The sequence below is a fragment of the Paenibacillus sp. FSL A5-0031 genome (assembly GCF_001956295.1).
In the GTDB taxonomy this organism is placed as follows: domain Bacteria; phylum Bacillota; class Bacilli; order Paenibacillales; family Paenibacillaceae; genus Pristimantibacillus.
In genome coordinates this window covers 219,567-236,916 of the sequence record NZ_MRTD01000008.1, presented here as the reverse complement: position 1 = coordinate 236,916, position 17,350 = coordinate 219,567, and the positions used below count along the sequence as shown (strand labels likewise).

The 17,350-nt window shown below is 44.6% G+C and carries 12 protein-coding genes and 1 pseudogene; 9 read left to right on the top strand and 4 right to left on the bottom strand.

Annotation, left to right across the window (positions count from 1 at the left end; translation table 11 throughout):
• Nucleotides 1-187: 187 nt before the first annotated feature.
• The 6 genes from BK120_RS16335 (at nt 188) to BK120_RS16310 (ending at nt 9,870) form a co-directional block, all read left to right on the top strand.
• The gene (locus BK120_RS16335; protein WP_076268545.1) at nt 188-2,413 is read left to right on the top strand and encodes a GH92 family glycosyl hydrolase; all 2,226 of its coding nucleotides are present in this window, start codon (nt 188-190) and stop codon (nt 2,411-2,413) included.
• Entirely contained in the window at nt 2,400-4,454 is a 2,055-nt protein-coding gene (locus tag BK120_RS16330; RefSeq protein ID WP_076268544.1) for a hypothetical protein, read from the top strand. Before BK120_RS16335 ends, BK120_RS16330 begins: the two co-directional genes overlap by 14 nt.
• A 287-nt stretch (nt 4,455-4,741) precedes the next feature.
• Nucleotides 4,742-5,665: a PLP-dependent cysteine synthase family protein gene (locus BK120_RS16325; RefSeq protein WP_076268543.1), complete on the top strand. Its 924-nt coding sequence runs from the start codon at nt 4,742-4,744 to the stop codon at nt 5,663-5,665.
• 1 nt (nt 5,666) lies between these two features.
• Nucleotides 5,667-6,803: a bifunctional cystathionine gamma-lyase/homocysteine desulfhydrase gene (locus BK120_RS16320; protein ID WP_076268643.1), complete on the top strand. Its 1,137-nt coding sequence runs from the start codon at nt 5,667-5,669 to the stop codon at nt 6,801-6,803.
• A gap of 86 nt (nt 6,804-6,889) precedes the next feature.
• Complete coding sequence (locus BK120_RS16315) at nt 6,890-8,017, top strand: copper amine oxidase N-terminal domain-containing protein (RefSeq protein ID WP_076268542.1); 1,128 nt, start codon at nt 6,890-6,892, stop codon at nt 8,015-8,017.
• Between the two features lie 272 nt (nt 8,018-8,289).
• Complete coding sequence (locus BK120_RS16310; RefSeq protein ID WP_076268541.1) at nt 8,290-9,870, top strand: ATP-binding protein; 1,581 nt, start codon at nt 8,290-8,292, stop codon at nt 9,868-9,870.
• A gap of 60 nt (nt 9,871-9,930) precedes the next feature.
• Here BK120_RS16310 and BK120_RS16305 read toward each other — a convergent pair whose 3' ends face one another.
• On the bottom strand, nt 9,931-10,752 hold the full coding sequence (locus tag BK120_RS16305; RefSeq protein ID WP_076268540.1) for a hypothetical protein: 822 nt from the start codon (nt 10,750-10,752) through the stop codon (nt 9,931-9,933).
• Between the two features lie 176 nt (nt 10,753-10,928).
• Entirely contained in the window at nt 10,929-11,735 is an 807-nt protein-coding gene (locus BK120_RS16300) for a helix-turn-helix domain-containing protein (protein ID WP_076268539.1), read from the bottom strand.
• 117 nt (nt 11,736-11,852) lie between these two features.
• Here BK120_RS16300 and BK120_RS16295 point away from each other — a divergent pair, with 117 nt between their 5' ends.
• From BK120_RS16295 to BK120_RS16285, 3 genes are all read left to right on the top strand, one after another.
• Entirely contained in the window at nt 11,853-12,302 is a 450-nt protein-coding gene (locus tag BK120_RS16295; protein ID WP_076268538.1) for an SRPBCC family protein, read from the top strand.
• A gap of 446 nt (nt 12,303-12,748) precedes the next feature.
• Entirely contained in the window at nt 12,749-13,528 is a 780-nt protein-coding gene (locus tag BK120_RS16290; protein WP_076268537.1) for a Cof-type HAD-IIB family hydrolase, read from the top strand.
• A 287-nt stretch (nt 13,529-13,815) separates the two neighbouring features.
• Nucleotides 13,816-14,460 carry a hypothetical protein gene (locus BK120_RS16285; protein WP_076268536.1) on the top strand — a complete coding sequence of 215 codons (645 nt, stop codon included), beginning with the start codon at nt 13,816-13,818 and terminating at the stop codon, nt 14,458-14,460.
• Between the two features lie 316 nt (nt 14,461-14,776).
• On the opposite strand, the pseudogene BK120_RS16280 reads toward BK120_RS16285, so the two are convergent.
• Nucleotides 14,777-15,911: pseudogene (locus BK120_RS16280) on the bottom strand (IS3 family transposase).
• 831 nt (nt 15,912-16,742) lie between these two features.
• Nucleotides 16,743-17,174: a zinc-ribbon domain-containing protein gene (locus BK120_RS36430; RefSeq protein WP_083682061.1), complete on the bottom strand. Its 432-nt coding sequence runs from the start codon at nt 17,172-17,174 to the stop codon at nt 16,743-16,745.
• Between the last annotated feature and the right edge of the window lie 176 nt (nt 17,175-17,350).

Here is a 17,350-nt window from a genome sequence, read left to right as displayed (position 1 = left end):
AGTAAAATCGGCTGATTGCTGGAAATTTGCAAGGAGAACAAGGATTTTGAAGGAAATTAAGCAAAAAAGGAAGCCTACTTAACCATTTCGCAGGGTTGTCGGATATTATCCTACGATATAAAGCGCTATCATAAAATGAAAATGGCAGGCCAAATCAACATTAGCCAACTACTCGGAGGTCGTTTTCATGAACTGTTTGTCTTATGTTAATCCGCTGCAAGGAACGGATTCTGTGTATACGTTCTCGAACGGAAATACGCTCCCGCTCGTTTCAAGACCTTGGGGTACTGCTTCATGGAGTCCGCAATCCCATGAGGACGGAGCGGGATGGTTTTACCATCCCTCCCACCGCAGATTTCAAGGCCTGCGGCTAACGCATCAGCCTAGCCCGTGGATAAGGGATTACGGGCATCTTGTTGTCATGCCGCAGAGCGGACCTATTTATTTAGATGCGGATTCCCGTGCTTCCTCCTATAGATCAGATGAAATGGTCGTGCAGCCGCATTATTTTCGAATTCGGCTTCCTCGTTACGAAGCATCGCTGGAGCTGGTTCCGGGAATGAGGAGTGCGCGCCTTACATTTACTTTCGACAGGAGAGAGGACTGCAGAGTTATCGTATCTCCTTTTGAAGGGGAGTCCTCAATTTTAATTGATAGCGCCAATCGCCGCGTGACGGGCTTTACTCGTGCTCATCACGGGGAAGTACATGAGAATTTTGCAATGTACTTTGTTATGGACTTTGATTGTGATTTGCAGGATGAGCAAAGCGGTACATTTAATGGGGATTTTACTGTGCGCGAGCAGCTGGCAGGAGCGGGAGAACGAGTAGGTGCTTTCGCTGGACTTGCTGTCCCTGCGTCTGGGATCGTCAATGTTCGCTTGGGCACTTCCTTCATCAGCCATGAGCAGGCGGTTTGGAATATGCAGCAGGAGCTGGGCGATTTAAGCTTTGCGCAATTGCAGGAACAAGCTGCACAGGATTGGGAACAACGGCTGAGCACAATAAAGGTGGAAAGTGAAGATGAGGATGAGATGAGCACCTTCTATACATGCTTATATCGCACCTGTCTTTTTCCTCGTACATGGCATGAATACAGCCCTAATGGGGAACAAGTACATTTTAGTGCTTATGACGGTAACGTTCATAAAGGCCCTATGTATATGGATATTGGTTTTTGGGATATCTATCGTACGAGCCTTCCGCTGTACAGCCTTTTATTTCCCACGCTGCTGGGTGAAATGACAGAAGCATGGGTTCATATTTATAAGGAAAGCGGCTGGATGCCCAAGTGGATTTCGCCTGCGGAACGAAGTGCCATGCCGGGTACATTAATCGATGCTGCAATAGCGGATGCTTATGTGAAAGGCATTCAAGGGTTTGATGTGCAAGCGGCATACGAAGGGCTGCGCAAGCATGCCACACTCGCTTCAAGTGATGGGAAGCATGGACGAAAAGGATTGGCAGCCTACATCGAATATGGCTATTTGCCGGATAATCTTTTCCACGAAAGCGTAAGCAACGCCTTGGATTATTATTACGGTGACTTCTGCATTGCTCAGATGGCGAAAGGCCTCGGCAAAGAAGAGGATTATCGTTTCTTTATGGAGAGAGCGGCGAACTATAACAAGCTGTTTGACGCTGGCGAAGGTTTCATGAAAGGCCGCAATGAGCAAGGGCAGTGGCAGGAGCACTTCGATCCATTGCAGTGGGGCAATCCGTTTTGCGAAGGCGGAGCTTGGCAGTGCAGCTGGTCCGTACCGCATGATATAGCTGGGTTAGCAGAGCTGATGGGCGGAAATGATGCTTTTGCGAAAAAGCTCGATGAACTGATGACGATGCCACCTCTGTTCAAAACAGGCACGTACGGCACGGAAATTCATGAAATGTCGGAAATGGCTGCGATAAATTTTGGCCAATTTGCCATTAGCAATCAGCCTAGCTTCCATATTCCCTATATTTATACCGTAATCGGCAAGCCGTCCCGAACGCAATATTGGGTGAGAAAAGCGATGAAGGAACTGTTCAGCAGCAGGCTTGATGGACTGCCTGGCGATGAGGACAATGGGAGCCTGAGCTCTTGGTATATATGGAGTGCGCTTGGCATGTATCCATTCTGTCCCGGAACTCCGGAATATGTCATGGGCAGCCCCTTGTTCCGCAAAGTGACCATTCAATTGGAGAACGGCAAGGAGCTTGTCATTGAGGCGGAGAACAACGGTGCTGAAAATGTATATTGGGATAAACTAAGTGTAAACGGCGAACCGTGGCATAAGCTGTCGATCAGTCATGATCAGCTGGCGGCTGGAGCGGAGCTTCAATTCCATATGGTGAACGCGCCTTCTGGAAGAGTAACACTGAGTAATGCTTTGCCATACTCGATGAAAAATGAGGCTGCTTATGCGCCCGAATAATTTGATTTTTACTCCTGGCCGTTATGTCCCTATTAGCCCATTTGCTAGTCTTGACGGTACCTCGTCGTTCGCAGATATAAAGGTGCACCCGAAGCTTTTAGCAGCTCTTACGGAAAGCGAAGCAACGATTAAAGCGGCTCGTTATACGAATAAAAAGGTTGATTATTTGGAAGTAGAGCATGTGGATATGAATCGTGGAATTGTTCGCATACCATCAGTGACAGCGGGTATTTATACCATTGTCACAGAGAAGCTGCATAATGATTTTCCGATTGTGACAAATTGGAATGCCGCATTAAATGGCGGCAGAGGCGGTTCACAGGCAGGCGGCACCGATGGAATCGGCGTTCTTCGACTGCATGAGGAAACGGGCGAATGTAAAGTCGAACTGCCGCTGCAGGACAATGATATCGCCAGTCCTTATTATTACCGGACGGATGCTTATGCTTTGTTCGCAGCGGAAAAGGACGGCGAGCATCAAAGGACGCCAGCCTATGAACGGTATATTGGCGAGACGTATAGCGTGGTTCGCGTGACAGATGAAGCAGCTTTGAAGCTATCGGATGAAGTGATGAAACTTACGGGTTATCCTGTCATTTTCCGCAATCCGGGGACGGCACTTGACGAGCTAGAAGGAGTACCTGCCTTTCAGCTTGTACATGGACGTATTGCGGGTCAAGGCGAGCATCGCAGTATGGTTAGCTACATCCTTCCTCCGGAGTGGTCTCGTACACCTGAAGCACGGTATCCTGCTTTATTCAGCGGGTTTTATGATCAGAATGAAAATGTGTTTGCAAACGTTGGGCCAGCTCTTCTAAACGTGCTTGGCCAGACGTTATTGGACACAGGGAAAGGTGCAGTCGGCATCATATGGAACGGCGGGGGTTCGTTCGGTACGAGAACGATGCACGGCTCTTTGTATGAGAACTTGGACGATCTGTTCCTAACCGCTATAGAACAGTTCGCCGTGGATGGGAATGCCATTGTGACGGTTGGCGGCTCACGCGGAGGCATAACAAGCTTAATTGCGGCGGGTAATCCGAATAGCAGTGTGTACTCCGTTCGTTATGCCATCTGCTATAATGTGCCGCTCGCTTTTGGAGAACCTTTTAAGGAAATGCTTAATCCTACCTGTCCGGTATGCTGGCGCGCGGTTTGCGAGGATACGGGTTATAAATACGCGTGGCAGCCTGGCTGGCAGGATGGGGACGGCCGCCGCGCAGTTGATCTATTTTTCACAACGCTGCTTGGTACTGATAATATGGAGCTTATTGCGAGCGAGCGAAGCCCAGCGTCGAATCAAATCATACATGCCTTGAAGTCCAAAGGGACTAAGGTTTGGCTGACGCACGGAACGCATGACGCGTATACCTCGAGCTGGCTGTCCTTTGAGTGGGCAGATCGCGCCCGCAGGCATGGCGTGGACGTTAGGCATGAAATCGGCTACCGTTACGGACATAACAATTGTACAGATCCATTCCAAAGCGCAAAAACCTGCTTAACAGCTCTTCTGAATCAAGTGGATTTGCCAGTAGAGGGGACATGGCATTATCGCAGGGCTAGCGAAGTGCAGGAAGAGTGGGAGCGATCGGAGCAATTCGAGCCGACACATCAGCCGGTATTTGTGGAAGCGCCTAAAATTGCTGTTGTGGGACTGCCTATTCTTCTTATCGTCTATGGCGAGCCGGGCATGGAATACGAGTTGATTTTGCATCCTTCGAGCGAGGTGGAACGGGCGAAACCTGTTGTTCTCATGGCAGGTACGATGAGCCAGTTGGAAGGCTATCGCACGACATTTTCCTTTGAAAAAACCGTTCAGATCGTGTCAGAGCAGATTAAGCCGGGGTTGTATGATTACCGTTTGCTTTTTAGAAGAAATGGTTCGGAGAAGTGGGAGAACACGGCTGTATATTGCCCACATCCCGGCTTTGAAGGACAGGCGACGCTTACGGTAACAAAGGACATTCCGAACTTCGCAAGCAATGAGTGGCTTGAACAGACGACAAAACATGCAATTGGTTGGGGACTAAGCGAGGCTTAATAATAAGGGGATGCTCCTTAAGTAGACTTTTCTACTTGAGGAGCATCCCTTTTTTAAAATATAAGAATTTATAAGTTTTTTAGCTAATATAGGGTTTATATTTCTCCGTCAAAGCTGCTTCAGCATCCAGAGGACGCTGAAGGCGTTTTTGCTTGTAGGCTTGAATAACGCCTAAAAGTAGGCATACGGGACATAAACACAAAGAGATGCAGCTTCATATGATGAAGAGTATAGCCTGAGTAAAGGATGCGCGTAGGAGGAAATAGGAGTCGTGGGAGGGAATGCAAATGGCGTTGTATCACAATATCCACGCACTAATTGGCAATACGCCGCTAGTTGAGCTTACAGGTTTTGCGCTGCCAGAAGGTGTAACGCTTTATGCGAAGCTTGAGTATAAAAATCCGGGAGGAAGCGTCAAGGATCGGCTTGGCGTCGAGCTGCTGAATGCTGCGTTCGCAAACGGACAGCTGAAGCCCGGAGGAACCGTTATCGAAGCGACAGCAGGCAATACGGGAATAGGTCTGGCATTGGCGGCGATCGGACGGGGAGTATCGACGATCTTTGTTGTCCCCCATAAATTCAGCATAGAGAAGCAGCAATTGATGAGGGCGCTTGGCGCACAAATTGTAAATACGCCAACAGAGCTTGGCATAGCAGGCGCGGTGCAGAAGGCGGAAGAGCTGATGAAGGAAATCCCCGGTTCCTATTCGCCAAGGCAATTTTCTAATGCAGCAAATCCGTTAACCTATTACAAAACGTTAGGACCCGAGATATGGCAAGACTTGAATGGTGCGGTTGACGTTTTTGTTGCCGGAGCGGGAACGGGGGGCACCTTCATGGGAACAGCGCAGTATTTGAAGGAGCAGAGCCCAAAGGTGAAGACGGTTATTGTTGAGCCGGAAGGCTCCATACTTGGCGGCGGAGCACAAGGGCCGCACAGGATAGAGGGAATTGGCGTGGAGATGCTGGCTCCATTTATGGATAGCAGCTATTTCGATGCCATTCATACGATAAAGGATGAGGATGCTTTTACAAGGGTGAAGGAGCTGGCGCAGCTCGAAGGAATGCTTGTCGGCAGCTCATCGGGCGCCGCACTGCATGCGGCGTTGCTTGAAGCGGAAGCAGCTGCGCCCGGCAGCCGAATCGTTACTATTTTTCCAGATAGCAGTGAGCGGTACTTAAGCAAACAGATTTACAACGGAGGTGCTTAAGCTGAGGCGAAAAACAAAGCTCATTCATGGAGGCAGCCCTTTTGACCCTTTTACAGGTGCGGTCAGCGTTCCCATTTACCAAGTGAGCACCTATAAACAGGACGACATCGGCGTTCATAAAGGGTATGAATATTCACGTACGGGCAATCCAACGCGCCATGCACTGGAGCAGTATATTGCTGATTTAGAGGAAGGTGCAAGAGGTTTTGCTTTTAGCTCAGGCATGGCAGCGATTAACGCTGTATTTTCGCTACTGAGCGCTGGCGATCATATTATTTTGACGGATGATGTGTATGGGGGAACGTATCGCATTGTGACGAAGGTGCTGAGCCGACTGGGGATTGAAGCGACCTTTGCGGATACGACGAGCCTAGAAGATATGGAGAAGGCGCTTCAGCCGAATACAAAAGCATTGTTTGTGGAAACACCGACAAATCCGCTGCTTAAAGTCACGGACATTGCAGGTGTAGCCGCTTGGGCCAAAGCGAGGCAGCTGCTATTCATTGTGGACAATACGTTCAGCACGCCATATTGGCAAACCCCGATAACACTAGGCGCTGATATCGTGCTGCATTCCGCTACCAAATATATTGGCGGGCATAGCGATGTTGTGGCTGGTCTGGCTGTTGTGAACAACGATAAGCTGGGCGAAGAGCTGCATTTTGTGCAAAATGCGACGGGAGGCGTGCTTGGTCCTCAGGATTCGTGGCTGCTCATCCGCGGGTTGAAGACACTTGGCCTCCGCATGGAAGCTCATGAAGAGAATGCTGAGGCAATCGTCGCTTATTTATCGCGTTTGGAAACCATACAAAACATCTATTACCCGGGGCTGCCGAGCCATCCGCAGCATGAGCTTGCGAAGAGGCAGGCACGCGGCTTTGGCGGCATTATATCATTTGATGTAGGCAGCGCAGAGAAAGCGTCTGCGATGATCAAAAAGTTGAAATATTTTACGCTTGCTGAGAGCTTAGGTGCTGTAGAGAGTCTTATTTCCGTTCCCGCGAGAATGACGCATGCATCTATACCAAGCGAGCGGCGGAAGCAGCTTGGCATTACGGATGGTTTAGTGCGAATATCAGTCGGGATTGAAGATAGCGAGGATTTGCTTGAAGATCTAGAGCAGAGTCTTAAGTCATGAAAAATTAGCCTATTGCAACTTATATTCATCTTTGTTCGTTAGTTTGGGTACGCACCAAAAGACTAACAACAAAGGATGGTAGACAAATGGCCTTTAAACAATTGTTAAATAAAAACCTCATGATAGCATCTCTTTCGTCCGCTTTATTTCTTAGTGCAGCAGCTAGCGGAGCAACCGCTTATGGCGCTTCAGCCGTTTCGCCTGCTCCTCTTCAATTTCAAATAGGAAGCACCAAATCGATTGATTACCGCGGAGAGCATAAGCTTGCGGTGGCGCCTTATTTACAGAACGGTATTGCGATGGTCCCTGTCAGAGCGCTGGCTGAGGGATTGCAAGCAAACATTCAATTGGATGCGGCAGCGAAACAAATTATTTTAACCCGTGCTGGACTTGCAGTGACTCTTACTCAAAATAGCGATGCGGTAGTTGGGAGCTTCATTAAAAACGTGAAGCTGCCTGCCAAAGTTGTTGTTATTAAAGGCACGACCTTCATACCGGCAAAAATGGTAGCACAGCTGTTAGGAGCAAAAACGAGCTGGGACGCGAAGCAGAAAAAAGTTACCGTGCAAACGAGTGAGGCTGCGCTATCGCTCCATTATAACTTTGACCAGGGCGAGGAAGGCTGGAATGGAGCTTTTGCCGATTTGCCAGTAGACTACAATCCGGATATTTACGAGCTGCAATACGCTAGAGAACTGCTTCCTCTTGCGAATAACAAGACTAATTACGCACTGAAGCTTAAAGGGATGAATCGCAGCGATGATTTGTTTATGTTCGCGACGAAGAAGATCGATGGGCTGAAGCCAAACACGGTATATCAAGCATCATTATCCTTTAAGCTGTATACGGATCAATCGGGCGGCATGATGGGTGTTGGCGGCGCTCCTGGAGAGGCTGTCAGCATCAAAGCAGGCTTTGTAAGCAAGGAGCCTCAAGCTGTCAAGGTTGATAGCGGTGGCGATCATTACTATCGAATGAATTTGGATAAAGGCAATCAGAAGACCGAAGGCAAAGATATGAAGATCGTTGGAAACATGGTGCAGCCGGATGATTCGCTGAAAGGCTTTCAGCCAGTCGCCATGGATTATACGGCAACATTGCAAACCAACGAGAAGGGTGAGCTTTATGTCATTGTGGGCAGCGACTCCGGCTATGAGGGTCTGACAACTTTGTACCTCGATGACATGAAAATTGAGCTTTCGCCAAAGGGCTAATCATAACATTGCATAACATTGAAAAAAAGCGATTTCTTAATGGTTCTTAACTATTAAGCATCGCTTTTTTTTATTTTAGGATTGATTTGGTGCAAATTTCGAACGAAGGGCTGTCGCTTTTTGGGGTCTCGACGCTGATTTTGGAGATTATTGTAGATAATAAGTGATTTTTAATGAATTTGGGAAGGAATATGCCAGGTTAAACTAGAATATTGGATAATGTCCAACAAAATGGAAGCTAGCTGTCCTGGAAAGGTTAATTGGTATACCATATGATAAATAACGATTTAATCATAGAATCACATCGAAAATGCGAGCGGTATGGACTTAATCGTGATGAACTGCCTATATTTACCCAGCGGTTTACGGATGCGGAGCTTAAAGCTCAGCAGGGCCATTATAAAGAAACGATTGAAGTTATCAGCGTGTTTGTTGAAAAATTTTTATCGACCGTTGCAGATGATCCTTTTTTCCTTGCCATATCAGACAATGAGGGGTATATCCTTGAGTTCAGAGGCAATGCTTCTATTATTAATCAGGTGCGCCAGCTAGGTGTTGTAGAAGGCGTGCGATACTGCGAAGAGATCGGTACAAGCGCGGTTGATCTATGTTTGCGTGAACAGCTGCCCATTCAGCTCGTAGGCGAAGATCATTATCAGAAAGTACTACATCAGCTAGCTTGTTATACAGCTCCTTTTTTTATGGAGGACAGCGGTCAGCTGCTTGGTTCGATTTCGATCATGACGGAAATTCAGTTTGCCCATCCTCATTTGCTTGCACTTTTATGCACAATCGTTGATTCTATCGAGCGAGAGCTGCTGCTCCGTAAACACAATACACAGCTTCAAATCTTAAATCAGGTTCTTCTGGAAACGAATTATTATGGTGTCATTATTGCCGATGCGCAAGGTGCAATTGTAGAAATAAACAAATACTGCGCTGCGATATTGAACAGTTCGGATCATGAAAAAAATGGCTGCTTAGGCACAAGTGTATTTGAAGTCGGTATCATTGGTACTTATTTTGAACGGGTTATGAAACGCAATGAGTCCTGTGTAGGGATCGAGCTATCTATTCTAGTTGAAGAGAAGCTGCGCTACTATATGCTGGATGTGGTTCCTATCTACGACAGCGAGCGCCAGCTTACGCGGGTTGTCGGCAGCTTGCGGGATATAACAGAAATGAAGATCGCGGAAGAACTGCTTCGTAATAGTGAGAAGCTTGTGTTTGCAGGCCAGCTGGCTGTCAGCATCGCGCATGAGATTCGAAACCCTATGACTACAGTAAAAGGCATGCTGCAATTGTCCAGCAAAACGACAAACCCCCATCACTACAACTTGATGATGTCAGAGCTGGAGCGGATGAATGCGATTGTGGGCGAATATTTAATATTGGGAAGACCGCAAGCGATTCAGTATAAGGAAGAAGATTGTGATGTTATTTTGCAAGAGGTCATATCGGTGTTCGAGCTTCAATTTGAGATGAACGGCATTCAAATACGGAGCGCAAAAGTAGGCGAGACAAAAATTCTATGCGACCGCGATCAAGTCAAACAGGTATTTTTAAACATTTTGAAAAATTGCATGGAAGCTCTGCCCTTCGGCGGAGAAGTTAATATTAAGCTCGATGTGGTGGACAATTATCAACGCATTCAATTTATTGATAACGGCGTAGGTATGACAGATGAAGTGATGCGGCGTATTGGACAACCGTTCCATACGACAAGACGGGACGGGAACGGCTTAGGCATGATGATTGTAGATAAAATAGTATCGTCGCATGGTGGTCGTTTATCGTTGTCCAGCGAGCTTGGTGTAGGTACTATTGTTGAGGTATGGCTCCCTACTGTATAAAGATGACGAATCATAGATGGAAGCGCGTTTCGGATGCCGAGACGCGCTTTTTTGCTTTACTTACTTGATAGCTGCTATTTGCGCGTCGACTTTAGCTATAATGCTCATTGTCTGCTGCTCATAGTTGTATGTTTTTTGTTTCTGTTCGTTAATTTGCTTTGTGTAAGCGAGCATGCGAGTAAAAGAGCTTGATGTTGCTGTTGAATCGCCTTTTTTCAACACTTGGTTCAAAATCGATGTCTCCGTCGTGAACTGTTTCTTTATACTGCTGATGGTGCTCTTGGATGCTTTGATTTTCACCTTAAGCGGGTCGATGCCGCTCAGCAGCTCTCGCAAATCTTTAATCGTTTTGGCGGTGCTCGCTTTGGCTGTTCTAAGCGCCGTTTCTTTGCTGCGTATATCTAGCTTGGCGAGCTGAACGGCAGCTTTAGTCGTTTCGACCTGCGGCTTCAGCGCATTCGTAAGCCACTTATCCTTGAACGATTTGGCGAGGCTCAGCTGTTGATTCAAGGAGTCATAAAGGTTGAATAGGGCTTCGTACTTCTTTTTGGTTTGCACGACAGCTGCCTCTAGCTGAACCAGCTTCTCTGCGCCTACTTCCTTAATCCGCTTGCGAGTAGCCAGTACGGTCTCCTCGTTTTGGTAATGGAGCTTGTCTATCCGCACATCCCAATCAAGGGTCAGCTTCTGAATTTCTTGCAATTCCGTGTATTGTGACGTTAACTTGGCAGAGGTACCTTTATCCGCGGTTCCTTTCATTTTGTCAAAAGCTGTTTTGGCAGTCACGCTGAATTCAAACGGTGCGGCAGCAATAGTAGCTGGACTGAGAAACGCAAGCAAGAGCGCAAACAAAACTACGGTTAATTTGGAAGCAGATGGCATGATCAATAAAACCTCCTTTGGTTTTGGGCAAACAACGCAAAAAAAGCACCTGCAAGATAGGCGTTATACGCCTTCTCTTACGGGTGCTTCCATCGTAAGCCGTACTTATTTTATTGATTTTTATAAATATACAGGATCATTCAAGCCTCAGTCAAATTGGCTAAGCAGCAGGCGAACTACAAAGCTTGTCGCTTTGCATATTCATCTGGCGTTTTCCCAATAATGGATTTAAAGTCCTTAATAAAATGTGATTGATCATAATAGCCAAGCTCTGCTGAGAGCTTAAGTGAATCATAATGAGTGCTCTTATCGATCGCTTCCGCCGCATTTTGCAGCCGGTACAGCTTAATCACCCACTTTGGCGTTATTCCGACATATTGACTGAAGAGGCGCTGCAGCTTCCTTTTGTTAATATCGAAGGTTTCACATAGCTGCTCTACCTTGGTCAGTTCTTGATCCTCGTGTATTCGTAAGATGATTTGATTGACGAGTGTAATCGACTCATCCGGCTGCGGGAGATGACGTAGAAGGAAGGCCTCGGTAAGTTCGATCATGCCGGCAGGATCTGCTGCCAACCTTAGCTGCTGCTCGTACGCGATAGCTTCCGTCCCAAAAACAGCTTGAATCGACAACGCTTGATCTGTGAGACCAGATAAAGGTGAGTTTAAAAAAGGATAAAAACCGCCAGGCTGAAACTTAATGCCGAATACTCGTCCTTTGCCTTCAATTTTTTTCGTATACATTTGACTGGCAACGCCATAAATGCCGCTTTGGTGGTCTTCGATAACGAGATTGACGCAAGGATTCGGGACGACATCCTGAAAATGAGGAGCATGGCCTTCTAAATCCCAGTTTATTATCCAGTAATGCTTAATGAATGGCAGGAGAGGATCGGAAGGAGCATAACGGGAAAGCTGAAATTTTTTCTCGCTCTCACTCCGCTGTAAAATACCCAAACTGCGTTTTTGGTCGATAGTGTTCATTACTATATCACTCCTATTGATCAATTTGTCGCGTTTTTACAATACGATCCTAGCAGATAGTTTTATACTACGAGTAGAAAACGTCAACCATTTTAAATAGAAAAAGGAGTGTAATACATGGAGTTTAAATATGAGTTTTATATCGGTGCAGCGCCCGAGAAGGTATGGGATGCATTCGTATCGCCTGAGGGAACGCGTCAAACGTTTTTTGGCTGTATTATTGAATCGACTTTCGAAGTAGGTTCATCGCTTAAATATGTTGGGCCAGGTACGGAAGGCGATGAAACCGTTCATATCTATGGTACTATTTTAGCATATGAGCCAAGCAAAATACTTAGCTTTTTGGAGCATCCAGGTCCTTCTTATCGGTCGAATCATGCAGAGCTGGAGTCAAGGATCACTTTTACGCTAGAAGAGGTTGGGGCTACGACGAAGCTAACTTTGGTTAATGACCACTTTACTGAGGACCATCCTTCGATTCCAACGACGGATAGTCAGTGGTGGATGATTCTAAGCAATTTGAAAACCTTTGTTGAGACGGGTAAGGGATTGGATTATGGTTGGTAACGATATTAAAAATTTAGTAGCATCAGCAGCCGCTGGTGCTATTTTTTTGTTGAATTCGGTAAACGCTTGTCGAAACTCTCGCCAACAATAAGGTCAACGGACATGAGATGCGTTATTCTGCGAAATTCCCCACTTATTGCTATGCTTACGGACATATAGGCCCTTATTTGGGTTAAAAAGAAGATTTGACACCCCAATCCGCCCGTATAGCGTATCGTATGTCCGTTACCCCGCCACTTTTGCCTTTATTTCATGAAATAGCGGATCCTATGTCCGTTAGATGATAAGTGCCATGCTGTACACTGCGGGCTGTGAGGCAGGTTTTTTGATGGCGGGTCGAGCTTGCAAAATAAGGCGAAAGATTTCTTTTCATGGCTTAATTCTTTATACTGTATAAAAAGGACAGGCGTCATACGTCTGCGACTACGGATAGGAGAGAACAGAGAATGGGGTATAAAATCGTTTTTTTTGATATCGATGGCACGCTGATTAATGAGCATAAGGAAATTCCGGCAGATACGATCAAAGCTATAGCGGAGCTGAAGGAAAGTGGTGTGGAGCCGGTTATTGCAACAGGCAGAGCGCCTTACTTTATAAAGCCGCTTGCTGAGCAGCTTGGCATTGAGTCATTCGTATGTCTAAACGGCGGATATGTTGTGTACAAAGGAACTCCGCTATATAGACGAGAGATCGAAAAAGGCCGTTTGGAGCGACTTGTAAAGGTTGCAGCTGAGCATAATCATGGACTCGTATTTGAAGGGGAGCACAACTTTTTTGCAGACAAAGAGGATCATCCCTTTATTATAGATTCGGTAAACTCATTAAAGGTAGATCTGCCAGGCTATAATCCGGAATTTTGGAAAACGGACGATATCTTTCAAGTGTTTCTACACTGTGAGAGCCACGACGAGCATCTGTATGATGAATTGCATGACGAGCTGAAGCTTATTCGCTGGCACCCACAAGCGATTGATGTGCTTCCCGCAGGAGGCTCCAAGGCTCAAGGAATTGAGGCATTGCTCGAGAAACTCGGCTATACGACTGCCGATGCGGTCGCTTTTGGCGATGGCTTGAATGATATTGAAATGCTGGAGACAGTAGGCCTAGGTATCGCAATGGGCAACTCGCATCCAGACCTGCTTCCATTCGCAGATTATGTGACAACGCATGTGGATGATCAGGGGATTCGCAACGGATTAATCAAGGCTGGTTTGTTAAAGGGATAAGAGTAGACACATAATACAATTTGAAATAAAGAACGATAATTCAATATTTCTTATCAATCTTTGTTTCAAAAACACCTTAAGACCATATTTGGGTATAAAAATCTTTTTTTTGGTGAATTAACATAATTTTAGAAATATGTAATGTATTTACTAAAAATACTTATTTACCCATTACCTTTGACACATAAATTGTCGAACAATCAATGCTAATGTACTATATTAAATTCTTAACCCAAAATATACCATAAAAGTTGTTGGAATAAAAATCATTTTGGGAGGTTTTTCTATTGAAAAAGTTTTACATTCTATTTCTTTCCATTTGTATTGCTGTTACGTGTATTATTCCTATGGCTTCTGCAGCCGAAGCCAAAACAGAGGCCCCACCTACAGTTAATGAAAGAGTTGTAAACATCTTAAAGGAAAATAACATTGATTTTCAAATTGTAGATGGTAATATTAAGTTAAACCAAACATCAACTGAAGTTATTACAGCGGTCAATAATTTACTTAGCTCGCAGTCTCAACTTAATCGTGGTTCTATAGCTGCTACTGCTTATCCCACTCCTTACACACACATGCCACTATATAATATTACAAAATCGAAAAAATTCACTGCTGCAACAAAAACAGCTTTTGGGGCAGCCTTTACTGCATGGGCCAAAAATATCTTTTCACCTTGGCAAGAAATTGCTGGAGTCGCTGTTGGTGGATTCGCCGTTTACTATTTCGTAAATTCTGAAACAGAAGACTTGTATACATTTATCAAATACTACTACCGAGAATTAGGAGCTGGATTTTTCGATATGAACGGCACTTTCATCGGGGATTACCAAATAAAAAAAGAGATAAGAGTTACTAAAAACTCAAATGGAACTGGTGGTTCCACAGGTACTGATGAAAGAGCATCCTCAATAATTGAACCTTGGTTCTGAAATGAGATGGTTATATATTGACATACTTAATTTTTTTCACATTGAACTTTATAATCGCTTACTTTATCTACGGTGAATCAAGCTTATTTAAGCCTTTATTGCAGTCAGTTCTTTTATTGATTCTGGTTGTTATTATAGATTTAATTAAGCGTAAGAAAAGGAAAAATCAATCGATTTGAACTAAAAGGAACACTATAGTTTAGGACGGATATGCTCCCATACGGTAGACAGGTGAAAGAATAAAAACCTGGAAATGTGTGAGAGGGGACAGGACTGACCCCCATTTGTGAGTCAGGAATCAAAACACCTTTCAAGTTTAAACGGCCAGTCGCCTGTAATCAATCGGCGACTGGTTATTTAGTTTCGTTTGAATACGAATTGCGTTATAGTAAGTGATGTAGTCTCGAATGGTCTGTTCAACGATTGTCGTCGTTGTTTGGGTCGACCCTTCGAGGTAGAACGTTTCAGAATTTAGTGTGGAATGAAACGATTCAATGGGGGCATTATCAGCGGGCGTTCCCTTGCGGGACGCTCATAGTAATGCCTTTTCCTTTTACAGCTTCCTGATACCCAGTGATGTGTAGACGCTGCCCTGATCGCTATGCAGGATCGCACCAGGCACAGCTGGCAATTGATTGAGTGTATCTAGGACAAAGGCCTTGTCTTGTGTATCGGATAGACTGCTTGCTACGATCTCACCGTTATATAAATCAAGGATGCTCGATAGGTAAATCATTTTTCTGCCGAATGGTAAATACGTAATATCCGTGACGAGTTTATGCATCGGTGCTTCAGCTTGGAATTTTCGCTTTAAAAGGTACTCAGCTACATACGCAGGCTGCCCTGTATGCTTTCGTTTCTTTACTCTGACTCGACATTGAAGTTGCTCACATTGCATGATTCGTTGTACGCGCTTGTGATTAATCTTGTACTTTTTTCGAAGCAGTGTTGTAATCTTGCGGTATCCGTAACGGAAATTATTCTCAGAGCAGAGTTCTCGAATTTCCTCAACCATGCTGTCCAATGGCCGAGTTTCGTTTTTTGCTCTCCAACGGTGATAGGTAGCACGTGGCACACCCAGCCATGCACAAGCTTTGGTGATCTTAACTTCCCAGTGAATCAGCTCAACCAGTTCAACTATGATTTTTGGTGATAACTCCTTTCTAATTCCTTGTACTTTTTTAGCACATCTATTTGTTGCTTTAAGAACCGATTCTCCGCCTTTATTTGCTCCAGGTAAACTCAGGTCCTTTACCGTAGCTGTATTGTTGGCCAACAGGCTGCTCTAAACGGTTTAACTCGCCCTTGCGGTACCATCGCATCCAAGTTTTCACTTGCGTTTCATTTGGTATGTTGAGTTGCCCCATTACTTCCTTGACCGGTATGCCTGCTATTCTCATTTCAATTGCTTTTGTCTTTACTTCCACTGGGTAACTTACTCTTGTTGCCAACGTAAAAACACCTCCAAGGTTGCCTCCATATCTTACGACATGGTTGCATTTTCTTGAAGGTGTTTTGATTTGTCTCACGTTATGGGGTCAGTCCTAGGGCCTTTAATAAAAAATCATCGATAAAAAAAGAAAAAAAGAACTTAATCGATTGAATGCAAAACAAGATCCAGGTCGTGGACATCATCCTTCAGAATTAAGACAACATCGTGCGATTAGTATTTAGCCGTTTTAATAAATGGATTTTATTTGTTGCAAAAATAGATAAACATTCTCACTTAGCTACCGTTTGATTAGTTCTTTTCCCCTTTATCGTGATTCCTAGTGTAATTATCTTTTTTGAGCATTTAATCAATTACATAACTGGCTATCTTCAAGTCATTCAAAATAATTGGAGTGTTATCTAGAGTGTTATCGAGAATTTTATTTTATATTTTGAAATACTTCTCCAAGTCCTCTTTCCCCACTCTTTTATCTTTTATTTGGAACCATATTCGTAATAGGATTTATGGTATATCTCGCAAAAATATTAGAGCAGGAGTAACGAGGGTGCTGCCTAACGGTTGCATCCTCTCTTGTATTTTAGTAGTTTTTTAATGCGAAAGAAGAAAGAGAGTAGCGATCGCTGCTCTTTTTTTTTTTGATATGGTGTTAATAGCCCTCTTTGATATTGAAACAACGTACTAAGTTTTATATTAGTTATTTTTGCTATTTCTTCTCTTCCAACTTGTGCGTCCAGCAGTCTTTTTATAGTTTCTAACTTTATCTGCTTCTTTTCAACCTTTTGATCATAGCTGCATCTTTTGCATCTATCACTATAATAATATCTCCCCCTTACGGATACTTGAAATTCGTGGTTGTTTTTGCATCTCCACCATACTTGTATGTAGAAGTTGGCCAAACATCGAAAGAAGTCGTATTTTGGTTCATAACGGGATGCCATTCCAAGGATAGTTTTGGGCATTTAGCAGCCAGACAATCTTCCTTGGTTACTTCAGTTCTCTTTAAATTAAAACATTCAGGACACCCGTTTCCATGTAACCTATTAGTAATTCTAGATTGAAAGTTGTGTCCATTCTCACAAATCCACCACACTTCGTTATCTTTATAAACAAATCCGATGTATTTAAATAGCTCCAGTACACATTGTTCCAAGAGTTCGTTACTTTTCTCGTCTTCCCTATATAGCACATGTACGTCGCTTTGTTCAATATAAGATTGTGTGAATATATGCAAAAATAGAATTGAACAAAAAAGCTGACGCATATTTATAGCGTTGGCTTTTTCTTATTAATAGTGGCATGAATCTACATCCTCAGATAGAAACGGCGGAATCCTTTCGTGTCCTCTTTTGCCCCTTTCCCACTTTAATCTTTAACAATCGCTTTCTGTGCTAAGCGGCTATAACTGTTCTTTACCTTGCCACCAGTCCTCTCCCCATT